Origin of the sequence: Citrobacter sp. FDAARGOS_156, assembly GCF_001559235.2 — a bacterium.
Taxonomy (GTDB): Bacteria; Pseudomonadota; Gammaproteobacteria; order Enterobacterales; family Enterobacteriaceae; genus Citrobacter; species Citrobacter youngae.
The window spans coordinates 831,879-845,560 of sequence record NZ_CP014030.2 but is presented as its reverse complement, the minus strand read 5'-3'; the positions used below and the strand labels follow the sequence as shown (position 1 = coordinate 845,560).

Genomic DNA, 13,682 nt, shown 5'->3' with positions numbered 1-13,682 from the left:
CACCCGAAGGCGGCGTTGTTTATTCTCGTAGGCGATATATCAGTACTGGTCTCGGTCTAACCAGTTACCGCTTTCAATCAGCGTTAATCCCTCGACTGAACGTTGGTACACGTACATCCATGCACTTCCGTACGGCGTCTGAATTAACTGGCGTGCATATTCGCCACCTCGCGTACGCAGAGCGTCAAGCTCTGCCAGCGTGGCGTTGTCAATACGATAAACTTCCCCGTGTACCGTTCCGTTCCCCGGAACTGCGCCTGGATAGTGGCCCAGGCTGTACAACTGGTAGTTGTCGATACTGAAATTTCCCAGCAACAGGGCATTGGTCATCCAGTGGCTGTTGCCTTGTTTGGTTCGTAAACTGCCGTAGACAAATATTCGCATTGCTAAAACTCGAACTGATAGAGCAAATCAAGTGCCTGATCTACGCCAGACACGGCTTCCAGATATAGCTTAGGCATCAGACGATAACGTAGCGTGAGTGTCGCTAAGGAGTCAAATATACCCACACCATATTTCACCTGCAGACCTGGCAGTACGTATCCGCTGACAACCACCTGAGAGGAGTCACCCACCCCTTGCGTGTCCAGTGCCAGATTGCTTACGCCAAATGTCTCCCCGATTTTACCCACAACCTGACCACTTTGTGCAACCCCCAGGCCAATAAGCATTGAGGTCATCGCCGCGCTGTCGCTCTGCTCGCTGTCCAGCCCTTGTCCGCGCAGCAGGTAGGAAAGCGCCATTTGCTGCGACATTGCCGGGTCAGAGAAGATCTCCGCTTTCGGTTCATCAGCAGTGCCGGTGACGCGAACGCCGGCGATCACATCGTCTTCGGTGGCATCCGGGTTACGAATCGCTTCGATGTTAAGCAACGGCTGATCCGGCGGGCCGGAGAACAACAGCTCGCCCTTACGCACAATCAGATCCTGACCATAGGCATGGAAGCGACCGCTCGGGATATTAATTTGTCCGTTCAGCCCCAGCCCCTGCTTATCCTGCGCAACTTTCAGATCGCCCGTCAGACGTGCTTTCAGACCAAAAGCATCAATACGTACGTTGTTGCCTACATGAATGTTCAGGTTGCTGTTGATCGGAATACCGGCGCTTTGCGGCTTCTCTGGCTGCAGGTTGTCGTTGAGCATGACCATGTCGCTGGACACCCCTACCGCACTTTCCGGCAGGTCGTGCACCACAATACGCGCCCACGGCACATCCACGTTGCCATCCAGGGTAAACAGACTCGGCGTGGCTTCAAAGACCACGTCCGGAGAGACATCCAGACGAACCATCGGCGGCACGGTAATACGAACCCTACTGCCTTTAGCCGCGACCCGCGCCCGCCAGTTGTCTATCTGACTCCAGTCGGCATCGCCGCTCAGGTTAATCTGCCCCTGCTGCGTACGCACCACGCCCGCTAACGTCGAACGCGTTCCGGTGAAGTTAACGGCTAACTGGCTGGGCTGCATGTCAAACGGCATAAAGTTGCCGTCGATATCCAGACCGCTCAGTTGCAGTTGTCCAAGCAGTTGTGGGCTTTGCACATCGCCGCCCAGACGCAGGTTGGCGTTGATCATTCCCGCGGCTTTTTCACCTCTGGAGAAGATAGGGTTCACCATCGCCAGATTGAAGTTGCGGATATTCACATTACCGCCAAGATTACGTCGTCCCTGCGGATCGGTTACCTGCACCTGGCCGTCGAACTGCCCGTTGTTGGTCAGGCGAATCAGCCAGCCCAGTTCAGCACGGTTGTTGTGCAGGTCAGCGGTCAGATTCAGCGTCTCAAACGCCACCGGTAACGCGGCATCGTTTACGCTCTGGGTGACCTTCACGTTACGCCCACTTAGCGTGACCTGTCCCTGCGGCAGCCCCTCTTTGGTGGTGTCCCAGCTCACATCGGCTTTAGCGGTGAACACGCCGCTGGCCTGGGTTGTATCCGGCATAAACGGTTTCAGCATTGCCAGATCGAAACGGTTCAGATTCACCACCGCGCGCCCTTCCGCGCCCGCATCAATCGTCTGTGGTACGCACAGCTCCGCATTCGGGTTGTTCCAGCAGTGCGGTCCGATACTAATTTTTTGTTCCTGATTACGGTAATCCAGCGCAATCGCGCGGTTAAGCGACCACGGACCGACCGGCGTCTGGAAGCGGGTATTGCTTAACTCTCCTTTCCAGCGCTGTTCTTTGCGATCAAAGCTCCCGGCAAGATCCAGTTGCCCGGAAACCGGTTCCCCCTGAATGCGCAACTGCAGCTCGTGCTGCTTTTCACTGCCTTTGGCGTTGAGCGTCACCAGGCCAATATTCACGTCAGGTTGTACAATCCTCTCTACGCGAACATTAAGATTACCGGCGATTTGCTCGGCCGATTTCACGTCCCCTTCAACGCGTACCTGAGCAACGGAAAGTTCCTGCCAGCGCAGACCACGGGCGGTAATATCCGCCAGCAGCTGTGGTGCTTCAACCGTACCGCGAACTTTTACCAGCCCTTTCGCCGTACCGCCCAGCCCCGGCAGCGCGTTATCCAGGCTTGGGGCATCAATCGTCGCGTCGAGGTTGAGGTCTTTAACCCCCAGTTCACCTTTTACGTCCGCACTGTTGCGTCCCAGCTCCAGATGCAGGCCCGGAATGATCCATTGCAGGTAACTGTTCCCCTTCAGCGAACCGTTCACATTGACCTTATTCTGTTTTACATTCCCGGTCAGCTTCAGCTCCGGAACCTCCATCTGCCAGCTTCCGCCATACAGACTGCCGCGGGTTTTCACCAGACCATTCAGTTTTGACGGCCAGTCCGGGATCTCTTTTGCCGTATTGATGCCATCCAGCGTCAACTCTCCGCGCCAGCTGATCGCCTGCTGCCAGTCCACCAGCGCTTTCAGCTCGGTTTTTCCTTCCAGCGCCGCAACGCTGAGTTTGTCGAGATTGATCTGCTGTTCGTTGCCTTTAGCGTCCAGCGTGATGGTAGCTGGAGGAATATCCTGTCCCTTCACGGCGGTACGCATCGACAACGTGTAGTCGGTCATCTTGCCGGTCAGCTTGAGCTTGATGTCATCGGCCTGAAACTGTTTGTCGCCGGTAAACGGCCAGTAAATCTGCTTACTCACCACTTCCAGATTGAGCGGCAACCCGGCTTCCGCCAGACGCGTTTGCGCCCGCAGATCCATATCCACCGGACCGGACAGGTTTATGCCGACTTCCAGTTGGTCACGCAGCGCGCCGCCGACCTTCAGCTTCACCTTTTCGCCTTTTAACGGGTCGATGTTCAGCGTGCTGTTTAACGTAATATCGACCGGCCATGTGTCGGTGAGCTGCGCCGTGCCGCTGGCTTTTACCGCCCCCTGATTCGAGTCGATATCCAGCGCGTCCAGCTTCATGTTGCCGTCAATGCTGCTCACTTTCAGCAGCAGGTTATGTACCGTGAGATCCGTATCCCCGGTCACGCGCAGCTGCTCGCCGCGAAATTCTTCAATATTGAGATTGAGCGGCAGATGCACATCGGCCATTTCCGGCAGCACCGGCTTTGAGAACAGATCTTTTAGCGTTTCGCCGAGCGGTTTTTCATCCGGCTGCGGGTTTTGAATTTTTGGTTCAACGACCTCTTCCTGTGCCACTTCCGCCACTTTAGGCAGGGCAATCAGCAACCCCTGCAATGACGTTGGCTTCAGGGTCAGCGTTTTTTCCTGCCAGTTCAGGCCAGAGGTAAAATCCAGCACGGAAACCGTGGTGTCATCAATTTTGATATTGATGTTGTTAAGCGCCACGTGTGAAAGCGTGATGGGGTAAGGCGTGGAAAGGTTAAGCGGACCGCTCTCTTCTTCCTCCACCGGCGCTGATGGTGGCATTTTTTTGCTGTCGATCGCTACGTTGATATTTTTCAGCGACAGATCGTTGACGCACAGACTGCTGTTCCACAGGCAATTAAGCCCCACGGCCAGATGTACTTCGCCAGCATTCACCGCCACGCCGGGCTGGTCATAACGAATATTTTTCAGTGATAAATCCCGCCAGCCGCCGGTGACCTGACCGATCTCCAGCCCAGGCACCCAGCGATTAGCTGCCTTGAAGACCAGATGCAGACCGGAGGTTGTCCCCACCAGGAACGCGACGGTACCTAACAACAGCAGGATAACAACCAGTACCCCGAGGCTTATCTTCTTCCATAAACTCATAATTCAGGCCCCAGACCGATGTAAAACTGTAAACCATGTTCATCTTTGTCGCCGACGGGGACGGCAAAGTCGAGCTTGATAGGTCCGACCGGCGACTGCCAGCGTACACCGACCCCGGCACCGGTTTTGAAATCGCTTTTGCGAATATCGCTGACCGCTTCACCGCTATCGACAAACATCGCGCCCCACCATTTCCCGGTCACGTTGTACTGGTATTCCAGCGAGCCCGTCGCCAGCTTCGAGGCCCCTTTCAGCTTGCCGTCGCTGCCTTCGGGTGAAATAGATTTGTATTTGTAGCCGCGGATACTACGGTCGCCCCCGGCGAAGAAACGCAGATCTGGCGGGACTTTGTCGAAGTCGCCGGTTTCAATCCAGCCGAGGTTACCGCGCATCACAAAACGGTGCTTGTCGTACAGTGTACGGATCCAGACGTTTTGCGCCTGGAAAACGGAGAAATCAACGTCTGAGCCCCAGGCTGTGTTGGAGTAATCGATGGAATAACGCTGAGAGTCGCCCCAGACGGGCATCAGGCCGCCGCGCGAGCGCGTCCGGCTAATCATCACCCCCGGATAAAGCAGCATGGTGGTATTGGTGACGTTACCCTGGGTAAAGTGGTCGAGGCTCCAGCGCAGGTTGATTGCACGCTGCCAGCCACTCGACAGATCCCAGTAGCGGGAGACCGCGAGCGTGGTTGAGTCCTGCTCGGTGTCGTTTAAATCGGTACGCTTAAAGCCCCCCTGCACCAGGTAATACTGCTCCAGCGGGTTCTTTAACAGCGGCATTTTATAGCTGAAATCAAGGACCTGCTCTGGCGCAGAAATACTGGCACTGGTGGTCAGGCTATGGCCGTAGGAGTTCATCCACGGCTTTTTCCACGAGGTTTTCAACCGCGGTCCCACGTCAGTAGAGTAGCCGGCCCCGGTTTCGATGGTATTTTCGGTGCGCGGCGAGACCACGCCTTTTAGCGGCAGTACTTTGGTTTCACGGGCTTTATCAAATTCAGGCGCCACCACCACGGAATTAAACCATCCGGTTGCCGAAAGGCGACGGTTTAGCTCTGCCAGATCTTTCGACTCGTACTCTTTGCCCTCTTTGAACGGCACCAGGTTTTGCAGGTACTCATCGCGAATTTGCGAACCTTCAAAAGTGACATGGCCAAAGCGGTAGCGCTCTCCGCTGTTGTAATCAATATCCCAGAATGCCTGGCGGCGATCGAGTGCAATTCCGAGCTGACTTTTATTAAATTCGCTGTCGAAATAGCCTTTACGCAATGCCACGCTGGTGAGCGACTTTTTGAAGCTGTCATAATCGCCCTGATTCAGCACGGTGCCGATTGCCGGGCGTGTTTTCAGCAGATCCAGGTAATCTTTATCCGTACGTGCGCCTCCGCGCAGAATCACTTCAGTACCGCCAATCAGCACCGGCTCACCGGGAGTCACTTTGGCAATCAGCACCTGGCGTCCTTTCGCCGGCGGCGGACGCAGTTCAAAATCAATGGTCGGCTCAAAGTAGCCCAACGCTTTTAGCCCTTCGCGGATAGCATCATCAACGCGCGCACGAAAGCGTCGGTCCGGTGTGACTTCGTCACTTTGAATCGTGGACAGCTGCGCACGGACGTTTTTCTCCAGCGGCCCTGATAATCCTTCGACCTGTAAGCGAACATTCGCAGCAGCGGCGGAGCCACTTAAGCACAGTAATCCCACCCAACATAACTGACGGATATGTGGCACATTTTCTCCTGAATATCCTTTTTTCCACCCCTGGAAAAAAATACTATGCCGTTCCTCGGCTTAACAAAAAATCAACAATAAGAGTTGAAAAACAGACGACAACCCAAATATTTCTTATGTTTAACTCTAGACGCATTCACGCCGTTTATTTTGGGCAAAGACGCGTCTCGTTACAACCTTAACCCAAATGACTGATTTCGGGAGAACGGCCATGAGTTTATTTGATAGAAAGCATCTCGTTACTCAAGCAGATGCCCTACCTGGACGCAACACCCCGATGCCAGTGGCAACGCTGCATGCGGTTAACCAACATTCGATGACCAACGTGCCCGACGGTATGGAGATAGCTTATTTCGCCATGGGATGCTTCTGGGGCGTTGAACGTTTATTCTGGTCATTACCCGGCGTATATAGCACCGCAGCCGGCTACACCGGTGGCTATACCCCTAACCCAACCTATCGGGAAGTCTGTTCCGGCGATACCGGACACGCCGAAGCGGTACGCGTCGTCTATGACCCGCATGTTATCAGCTACGAACAACTGCTGCAGGTGTTCTGGGAAAATCACGATCCGGCGCAGGGCATGCGTCAGGGGAACGACCAGGGTACGCAGTATCGCTCCGCCATTTACCCGTTAACGCCGGAACAAACCGCCGCCGCACAGGCCAGCCTTGAGCGTTTTCAGGCAGCAATGACCGCCGCAGGCGATGAACGCGAGATTACGACGGAAATCAGCACGGCGACTCCGTTCTACTACGCCGAGGACGATCACCAGCAGTATCTGCATAAAAACCCTTATGGATACTGTGGCATTGGCGGCATAGGCGTTTGCCTGCCGCCGCAAGGATAATCGCCGCCCTCTGGCGGCTTTACAGTACCTTACGCTATACTAGCTCCTGAAATTGCCGGTCCACTCCCTTCGGACCGGTTTTCAATGTGTATTTCACACAGATTTATCAATTTATCCCTTCCGAGGATCTGGCCTTAACGGTCGGATAAGATATGTTAAACAGTATTTTAGTCATTCTCTGCCTGATCGCCGTGAGTGCGTTTTTCTCGATATCCGAGATCTCGCTTGCTGCGTCACGCAAAATCAAACTTAAACTGCTTGCCGATGAAGGCAACGTAAACGCACAGCGTGTTTTGAAGATGCAGGAAAACCCCGGCATGTTCTTTACCGTTGTGCAAATTGGTCTTAATGCGGTTGCTATTCTTGGCGGTATCGTCGGTGACGCGGCGTTTTCACCGGCATTTAACGGTCTGTTCTCGAAATACTTCGCCCCAGAGCTGTCCGAACAGTTAAGCTTTATTCTGTCGTTCTCCCTGGTGACTGGCCTGTTCATCCTGTTCGCGGATTTAACCCCGAAACGCATCGGTATGATTGCGCCAGAAGCTGTAGCTTTGCGTATCATCAACCCGATGCGCTTCTGTCTGCTCGTGTTCCGCCCGCTGGTATGGTTCTTTAATGGTCTGGCAAATAACATTTTCCGTCTGTTTAAGATCCCGATGGTGCGCAAAGACGACATCACCTCGGACGATATTTACGCCGTAGTAGAAGCCGGCGCATTGGCAGGGGTTCTGCGCAAGCAGGAACATGAGCTGATCGAAAACGTATTTGAACTGGAATCCCGTACCGTGCCGTCTTCAATGACCTCGCGCGAAAACGTTATCTGGTTTGATCTGCACGAAGATGAACAGAGCCTGAAGAACAAAGTGGCGGAACATCCGCATTCCAAGTTTCTGGTCTGTAACGAAGATATCGACCACATCATTGGCTATGTTGATTCAAAGGATCTCCTCAACCGCGTACTGGCAAATCAAAGCATGGCGCTGAACAGCGGCGTACAGATCCGCAATACGCTGATTGTTCCGGATACGCTGACGCTCTCAGAAGCGCTGGAAAGCTTCAAAACCGCAGGTGAAGACTTTGCCGTCATCATGAACGAGTATGCACTGGTGGTGGGGATTATTACGCTTAATGACGTAATGACGACACTGATGGGTGACTTAGTCGGCCAGGGTCTGGAAGAACAGATTGTGGCGCGTGATGAGAACTCATGGTTAGTTGATGGTGGTACGCCGATTGATGACGTGATGCGTGTGCTGGATATCGACGAGTTTCCGCAGTCCGGCAACTATGAAACCATCGGCGGTTTCATGATGTTCATGCTGCGTAAAATCCCGAAACGCACCGACTCGGTGAAGTATTCTGGCTACAAATTTGAAGTGGTGGATATCGATAACTACAAGATCGATCAGCTGCTGGTGACGCGCCTGGACAGCAAACCTACCGTTCTGGTACCAAAGCTGCCGGATGCAAAAGAAGAGACCAAAGCGTAATCCCGCCAGAAACATCAACGGCTCCCATCAGGAGCCGTTTTTTTAACTACTGCATAGCACTTTGATCAAGCCATCTCAGTTTGCAGACGCAAGACCTGACGGTTAACTTCGGACATAACAGAAAAATGCAGTTTGTCCTTCACTTTTGGGATAAGAATCTTACCCTTATCAAACTCAAAAGCGCCTACGTCCTTGATATATAACCGTCCACGAAACAGGATCTTCACGTACTTCGCCACCTGCAGCGGGTTGTATCGTTGGAAAATTTTCATTGTATCTCCTGCTGAGCGTTACGCCTTTGCGGTACCACAATCGGTCCGACAATCCTCAGGCGCAAATTTTAATGCCTTATGACTATAGACTATCTGAACGATGTTTCCAGCGTGTATAAGTTTATTTACCTTCAGGTTACAATTATTCAGAATTATCTTTTCAACGCTTCGCTGTCTTCAGTATAAGCCTTCATTTTTCGCAGGATTTGTGCGCCCGTCCGCAAACTGGCATCGCGCTTGCGGGAAAAAGCATCATTCGCACATATGATTAAATTCCAGGCCCAAGTGGTCGGATCACCTGCATAATAAAGAAAGAAGGAAAACCCATGACCTTACAAAAACTGCTGGCCCTATCGTGCCTGCTGCTGCCGATGATTGCCTCCGCACATTCGTTTGAGACTAACCAGCGCGTGCCGCCGGTGGGTATTGCCGATCGCGGCGAACTGATTCTTGATAACGATAAGTTTAGCTACAAAAGCTGGAATAGCGCGCAACTGCCAGGGAAAGTCCGCATTGTGCAACACATCGCCGGACGTACCTCCGCCAAAGAGAAAAATGCGACACTGATTGAAGCCATCAAAGCGGCCAATCTGCCGCATGATAAATACCAGACCACCACTATCGTCAACACCGATGACGCCATTCCCGGCTCCGGTATGTTTGTGCGCAGCAGTCTGGAGAGCAATAAGAAGCTCTACCCGTGGTCGCAATTCATTGTCGACAGCAACGGCATTGCGCGTAAGGCCTGGCAACTGGATGAAGAGAGCTCCGCTATCGTCGTTCTCGACAAAGACGGACGCGTACAGTGGGCAAAAGATGGGGCGCTAACGCAGGATGAGGTGCAGCAGGTGATTGCCCTGCTGCACAAACTGCTCAGTAAATAGAGACGCGGAAGCCGGGGTTGAGGAACGATTCACGTGGGGTGTAATCCAGAGGTTTCCCCTGCCAGTCGTGAACGTGCGCTCCGGCTGCGGCAGCAACCGCGTGGCCCGCAGCGGTGTCCCACACGTTTGTGGGTCCAAAACGCGGATACAGTTGCGCCTGCCCTTCCGCCACTAGGCAGAACTTCAGCGAGGAACCAATCGAGGTGGTCTGGTGCTCACCCAACTGTTGCAGATACTCTTTTAACTCATTGTCGGCATGGGAGCGGCTAATCACCACCAGCGGCGGACGCGCATCACGCACCTGGATTTGTTTGCGCACGCCGCACTCTTCTTTCCACGCTTTACCTTCTGCTGCGCTGTACATCACTTTCATTACCGGCGCGTAAACCACGCCCAGAACCGGCTTTCCCTTCTCGATAAGCGCAATGTTAACGGTAAATTCACCGTTACGCTTAATGAACTCTTTGGTCCCATCCAGCGGATCGACCAACCAGTAGCGCTGCCAGTGTTGACGAACATCCCAGCCAGGAGGCGCCTCTTCAGACAGAACCGGAATATCCGGCGTCAGCGCCAGTAATCCCTCGAGGATCACAGTGTGCGCTGCGATATCTGCCGCCGTGACCGGAGAATCGTCCTGCTTGCTGGTAATCTCCATCGGTTTGAATCCATCGTAGACCTGCATAATGGCATCGCCCGCGTTCCGTGCAAGCTGGCATACATGTTCTAACATTCTCCACCTCGTTTCTTTCGTGGTGTTAACTCGTTGTTTTACTTATACCCGATCGCCAGGGGATCCGCCAACTGTGATAGCGTCTGCGGTTTTAAACGCTATATTCATGTCATGATTCACAGTTCTGTAAGCAAGAAGATTTATATACATTTTCTTTTGTGGCTTAGATCTTAAAAGGATGCCCCTGATGATTAAGTTTAGTGCAACGCTTCTGGCTACGCTGATTGCAGCCAGTGTGAATGCCGCGACCGTCGATCTACGGATAATGGAAACAACTGATTTGCATAGCAATATGATGGATTTCGATTATTACAAAGATACGGCGACTGAAAAATTTGGCCTGGTGCGTACGGCGAGTCTTATCAACGCTGCGCGTGGTGAAGTCAAAAACAGCGTGCTGGTTGATAACGGCGATTTGATTCAGGGCAGTCCGCTCGGGGATTACATGGCGGCCAAGGGGCTGAAAGCGGGCGAAACTCACCCGGTCTATAAGGCGCTGAATACGCTGGATTACGCGGTGGGTAACCTCGGCAACCATGAATTCAACTACGGTCTTGAGTATCTGCACAACGCACTAGCCGGGGCGAAGTTCCCTTACGTTAATGCCAATATCATCGACGTTAAGACCAAAAAGCCGCTGTTTACGCCTTATCTGATCAAAGACACTGAGGTTGTCGACCAGCAAGGGAACAAGCAGACGCTGAAGATAGGCTATATCGGTTTTGTGCCGCCGCAGATCATGACCTGGGATAAAGCCAACCTCAGCGGTAAAGTGACGGTGAACGACATCACCGAAACCGCACGTAAATACGTGCCTGAGATGCGAGCCAAAGGCGCGGATGTGGTGGTGGTAGTAGCTCACTCCGGGCTTTCTGCCGACCCGTATCAGACAATGGCGGAGAACTCCGTTTACTACCTCAGTGAAGTCCCGGGCGTGGATGCCATTATGTTTGGTCACGCTCACGCCGTCTTCCCGGGTAAAGACTTTGCCAATATCAAAGGCGCAGATATCTCTAAAGGTACCCTGAACGGCGTTCCGGCGGTGATGCCTGGCATGTGGGGCGATCATCTGGGCGTGGTCGATCTGGTACTGAATAACGACAGCGGGAAATGGCAGGTCACCCAGGCGAAAGCCGAAGCTCGTCCGATTTATGACGCGGCGGCGAAAAAATCACTGGCCGTTGAAGATAAGAAAATCGTTGAGATCCTGAAAGCCGATCACGATGCCACGCGCGAGTTCGTCAGCAAACCGATCGGTAAATCCGCCGACAATATGTACAGCTATCTGGCGCTGGTACAGGATGACCCGACTGTGCAGGTGGTGAATAATGCGCAGAAAGCCTATGTAGAGCACTTTATTCAGGGCGATCCGGATCTGGCGAAACTGCCGGTACTTTCCGCCGCCGCGCCGTTTAAGGTCGGCGGACGCAAGAACGATCCGGCAAGCTTTGTAGAAGTCGAAAAAGGCCAGTTAACCTTCCGTAACGCCGCTGATTTGTATCTCTATCCCAACACTCTGGTGGTGGTGAAAGCCAGCGGTAAAGAGGTGAAAGAGTGGCTGGAATGTTCCGCCGGGCAGTTCAATCAGATTGATATCCACAGCAGCAAACCACAGTCGTTGATTAACTGGGACGGCTTCCGTACCTATAATTTCGACGTGATTGATGGCGTGAATTATCAGATTGATGTTTCACAACCCGCCCGCTACGACGGGGAATGTCAGACCATTAATCCGAAAGCGGAACGTATTAAAAATCTGACCTTTAACGGCAAACCAATCGATCCGAATGCCACCTTCCTCGTCGCGACCAACAACTACCGCGCCTACGGCGGTAAGTTTGCCGGAACCGGCGACAGCCACATCGCGTTTGCATCACCGGATGAAAACCGCTCGGTGCTGGCGGCATGGATAGGTGCCGAGACGAAGCGTGCCGGTGAAATTCATCCAGCGGCAGATAACAACTGGCGTCTGGCGCCAATTCACAGCGATACGCCACTGGATATTCGCTTTGAAACATCACCGTCTGATAAAGCCGCGGCGTTTATCAAAGAGAAAGGGCAATATCCGCTGAAGAAAGTCGCGACCGATGACATCGGTTTCGCCATTTATCAGTTGGATTTGAGTAAGTAACTTTAGTGCCGGATAAGGCGTTAGCCGCCATCCGGCAATACTTTACGCCGCCCGCTCTTCCCGCTGCGCCAACACCTGCGGCAAATTCAGTTCTATCCAGTCCGCCAGTGCGGCGACTTTATCGCTCACCTGCTCACCCAACGACGTCAGGCTATACTCCACATGCGGCGGTACGACCGGATACGATACCCGGTTGATAAACCCGTCCTGCTCCAGCGCTTGCAGAGATTGCGCCAGCATCTTTTCACTGACGCCGCCCATCTTACGACGCAAGTCGCTGAAACGGTGCGTACCGTCGCGCAGCGCAACCAGAATCAACACCCCCCAGCGGCTGGTGACGTGTTTTAACACCTCGCGGGAGGGGCACTGCTCGGCGAACAAGTTGCCATCGCGTAACTGCTGAGAAAGCGTTGGTGTGGCCATTTTCATACTTACCTTTTTGTACGTACTTACTAAAAGTTAGTTTAGGTGTTAGCGTGTTTAAACACAAGACCAATACCAAGGAGTCACCCCATGATCGCGATTACCGGTGCCACCGGCCAACTGGGCCAACACGTTATTGAAACTCTGCTGAAAACTGTTCCTGCCAGCCAGATTGTGGCCATTGTGCGTAACCCTGCGAAAGCGACGGCGCTTAGCCAGCAGGGCATTACCGTTCGTCAGGCGGATTACAGCGATGAAACCGCCTTTACAGCTGCCCTACAGGGTATCGACAAGCTACTGCTGATCTCGTCGAGCGAAGTGGGACAACGTGCCCCGCAGCATCGCAACGTAATTAACGCGGCGAAAGCTGCCCACGTGAAATTTATCGCCTACACCAGCCTGCTACATGCCGACTCTTCCCCACTGGGATTGGCTGATGAGCATATCGCAACCGAGAAGATGCTGGCTGAATCCGGTATCGCCTACGCGCTACTGCGTAACGGCTGGTACACCGAAAACTATCTCGCCAGCGCACCGGCCGCGCTGGAACACGGCGTATTTATCGGGGCTGCAGGTGAAGGCAAAATTGCCTCAGCGACCCGCGCCGACTATGCCGCTGCCGCCGCGCGCGTCATCAGTGAAGACGGTCACGCCGGTAAAACCTATGAGCTGGCGGGCGACGCAGGCTGGACCCTGAGCCAGTTGGCTGCCGAACTGGCAAAACAGAGCGGTAAAAAAGTGGTGTATCAGAACCTGAGCGAAACTGACTTTGCCGCCGCACTAAAGGGCTTTGGTCTACCAGCCGGGCTGGCGGACATGCTGGCTGACTCAGACACTGGCGCCTCCAAAGGCGGTCTGTTCGACGACAGCCATACGCTAAGCAAACTGATTGGTCGCCCGACCACCTCGCTGGCTGACAGCGTCAAAGGCATCGTGTAAGTGTTAAAAATTAGTTAATTGTGGTGGCATCCCCGCGCATCCTCTCTGATAATGACAGGATGATGCGTGG

At 53.5% G+C, this 13,682-nt stretch carries 11 protein-coding genes; 5 read left to right on the top strand and 6 right to left on the bottom strand.

Features of this window, described 5'->3' with window-relative positions; translation table 11 throughout:
- Window positions 1–39: 39 nt before the first annotated feature.
- Genes AL515_RS04145 through tamA form a run of 3 tightly spaced genes read right to left on the bottom strand, consistent with a single transcriptional unit; the run spans window position 40 to window position 5,893 of the window.
- On the bottom strand, window positions 40–384 hold the full coding sequence (locus AL515_RS04145; RefSeq protein ID WP_048212859.1) for a gamma-glutamylcyclotransferase family protein: 345 nt from the start codon (window positions 382–384) through the stop codon (window positions 40–42).
- A 2-nt stretch (window positions 385–386) separates the two neighbouring features.
- Window positions 387–4,163, bottom strand: a complete 3,777-nt coding sequence (tamB, locus tag AL515_RS04140) for an autotransporter assembly complex protein TamB (RefSeq protein WP_061067117.1) — start codon at window positions 4,161–4,163, stop codon at window positions 387–389.
- Window positions 4,160–5,893 (bottom strand): autotransporter assembly complex protein TamA, encoded by a 1,734-nt coding sequence (gene tamA / locus AL515_RS04135; protein ID WP_048212861.1) that lies wholly within the window; start codon window positions 5,891–5,893, stop codon window positions 4,160–4,162. Before tamA ends, tamB begins: the two co-directional genes overlap by 4 nt.
- A gap of 211 nt (window positions 5,894–6,104) precedes the next feature.
- Here tamA and msrA point away from each other — a divergent pair, with 211 nt between their 5' ends.
- Together msrA and AL515_RS04125 are read left to right on the top strand one after the other, a co-directional pair.
- On the top strand, window positions 6,105–6,743 hold the full coding sequence (gene msrA, locus AL515_RS04130; protein WP_061067116.1) for a peptide-methionine (S)-S-oxide reductase MsrA: 639 nt from the start codon (window positions 6,105–6,107) through the stop codon (window positions 6,741–6,743).
- 152 nt (window positions 6,744–6,895) lie between these two features.
- Window positions 6,896–8,233, top strand: a complete 1,338-nt coding sequence (locus AL515_RS04125) for a hemolysin family protein (protein ID WP_061067115.1) — start codon at window positions 6,896–6,898, stop codon at window positions 8,231–8,233.
- A 65-nt stretch (window positions 8,234–8,298) separates the two neighbouring features.
- Here AL515_RS04125 and AL515_RS04120 read toward each other — a convergent pair whose 3' ends face one another.
- Entirely contained in the window at window positions 8,299–8,505 is a 207-nt protein-coding gene (locus AL515_RS04120) for a DUF1107 domain-containing protein (RefSeq protein ID WP_003025710.1), read from the bottom strand.
- A 326-nt stretch (window positions 8,506–8,831) separates the two neighbouring features.
- Between AL515_RS04120 and AL515_RS04110 the strand changes: the two genes are divergently transcribed.
- On the top strand, window positions 8,832–9,389 hold the full coding sequence (locus AL515_RS04110; RefSeq protein ID WP_048212864.1) for a YtfJ family protein: 558 nt from the start codon (window positions 8,832–8,834) through the stop codon (window positions 9,387–9,389).
- Here AL515_RS04110 and cysQ read toward each other — a convergent pair.
- Entirely contained in the window at window positions 9,379–10,119 is a 741-nt protein-coding gene (gene cysQ / locus AL515_RS04105) for a 3'(2'),5'-bisphosphate nucleotidase CysQ (protein WP_061067114.1), read from the bottom strand. The two genes, AL515_RS04110 and cysQ, sit on opposite strands and share 11 nt — an antisense overlap.
- Window positions 10,120–10,306: 187 nt before the next feature.
- On the opposite strand from cysQ, the gene cpdB reads away from it, so the two are divergent.
- Window positions 10,307–12,250 carry a 2',3'-cyclic-nucleotide 2'-phosphodiesterase gene (cpdB, locus tag AL515_RS04100; protein ID WP_061067113.1) on the top strand — a complete coding sequence of 648 codons (1,944 nt, stop codon included), beginning with the start codon at window positions 10,307–10,309 and terminating at the stop codon, window positions 12,248–12,250.
- 42 nt (window positions 12,251–12,292) lie between these two features.
- On the opposite strand, the gene AL515_RS04095 is transcribed toward cpdB, so the two are convergent.
- A complete protein-coding gene (locus AL515_RS04095; RefSeq protein WP_005134463.1) occupies window positions 12,293–12,673 on the bottom strand; it encodes a winged helix-turn-helix transcriptional regulator in 381 nt (126 codons plus the stop codon).
- Window positions 12,674–12,763: 90 nt separating this feature from the next.
- On the opposite strand from AL515_RS04095, the gene AL515_RS04090 reads away from it, so the two are divergent.
- Entirely contained in the window at window positions 12,764–13,612 is an 849-nt protein-coding gene (locus tag AL515_RS04090) for an SDR family oxidoreductase (RefSeq protein WP_061067112.1), read from the top strand.
- The last annotated feature ends 70 nt before the right edge of the window (window positions 13,613–13,682 follow it).

Excerpts from the sequence above, each read along its gene's own strand:
- AL515_RS04110 (WP_048212864.1), top strand. The coding sequence starts at position 8,832 with ATGACCTTACAAAAACTGCTGGCCCTATCGTGCCTGCTGCTGCCGATG.
- AL515_RS04120 (WP_003025710.1), bottom strand. The coding sequence starts at position 8,505 with ATGAAAATTTTCCAACGATACAACCCGCTGCAGGTGGCGAAGTACGTG.
- cpdB (WP_061067113.1), top strand. The coding sequence starts at position 10,307 with ATGATTAAGTTTAGTGCAACGCTTCTGGCTACGCTGATTGCAGCCAGT.
- tamB (WP_061067117.1), bottom strand. The coding sequence starts at position 4,163 with ATGAGTTTATGGAAGAAGATAAGCCTCGGGGTACTGGTTGTTATCCTG.
- cysQ (WP_061067114.1), bottom strand. The coding sequence starts at position 10,119 with ATGTTAGAACATGTATGCCAGCTTGCACGGAACGCGGGCGATGCCATT.
- AL515_RS04145 (WP_048212859.1), bottom strand. The coding sequence starts at position 384 with ATGCGAATATTTGTCTACGGCAGTTTACGAACCAAACAAGGCAACAGC.
- AL515_RS04095 (WP_005134463.1), bottom strand. The coding sequence starts at position 12,673 with ATGGCCACACCAACGCTTTCTCAGCAGTTACGCGATGGCAACTTGTTC.
- msrA (WP_061067116.1), top strand. The coding sequence starts at position 6,105 with ATGAGTTTATTTGATAGAAAGCATCTCGTTACTCAAGCAGATGCCCTA.
- AL515_RS04125 (WP_061067115.1), top strand. The coding sequence starts at position 6,896 with ATGTTAAACAGTATTTTAGTCATTCTCTGCCTGATCGCCGTGAGTGCG.
- AL515_RS04090 (WP_061067112.1), top strand. The coding sequence starts at position 12,764 with ATGATCGCGATTACCGGTGCCACCGGCCAACTGGGCCAACACGTTATT.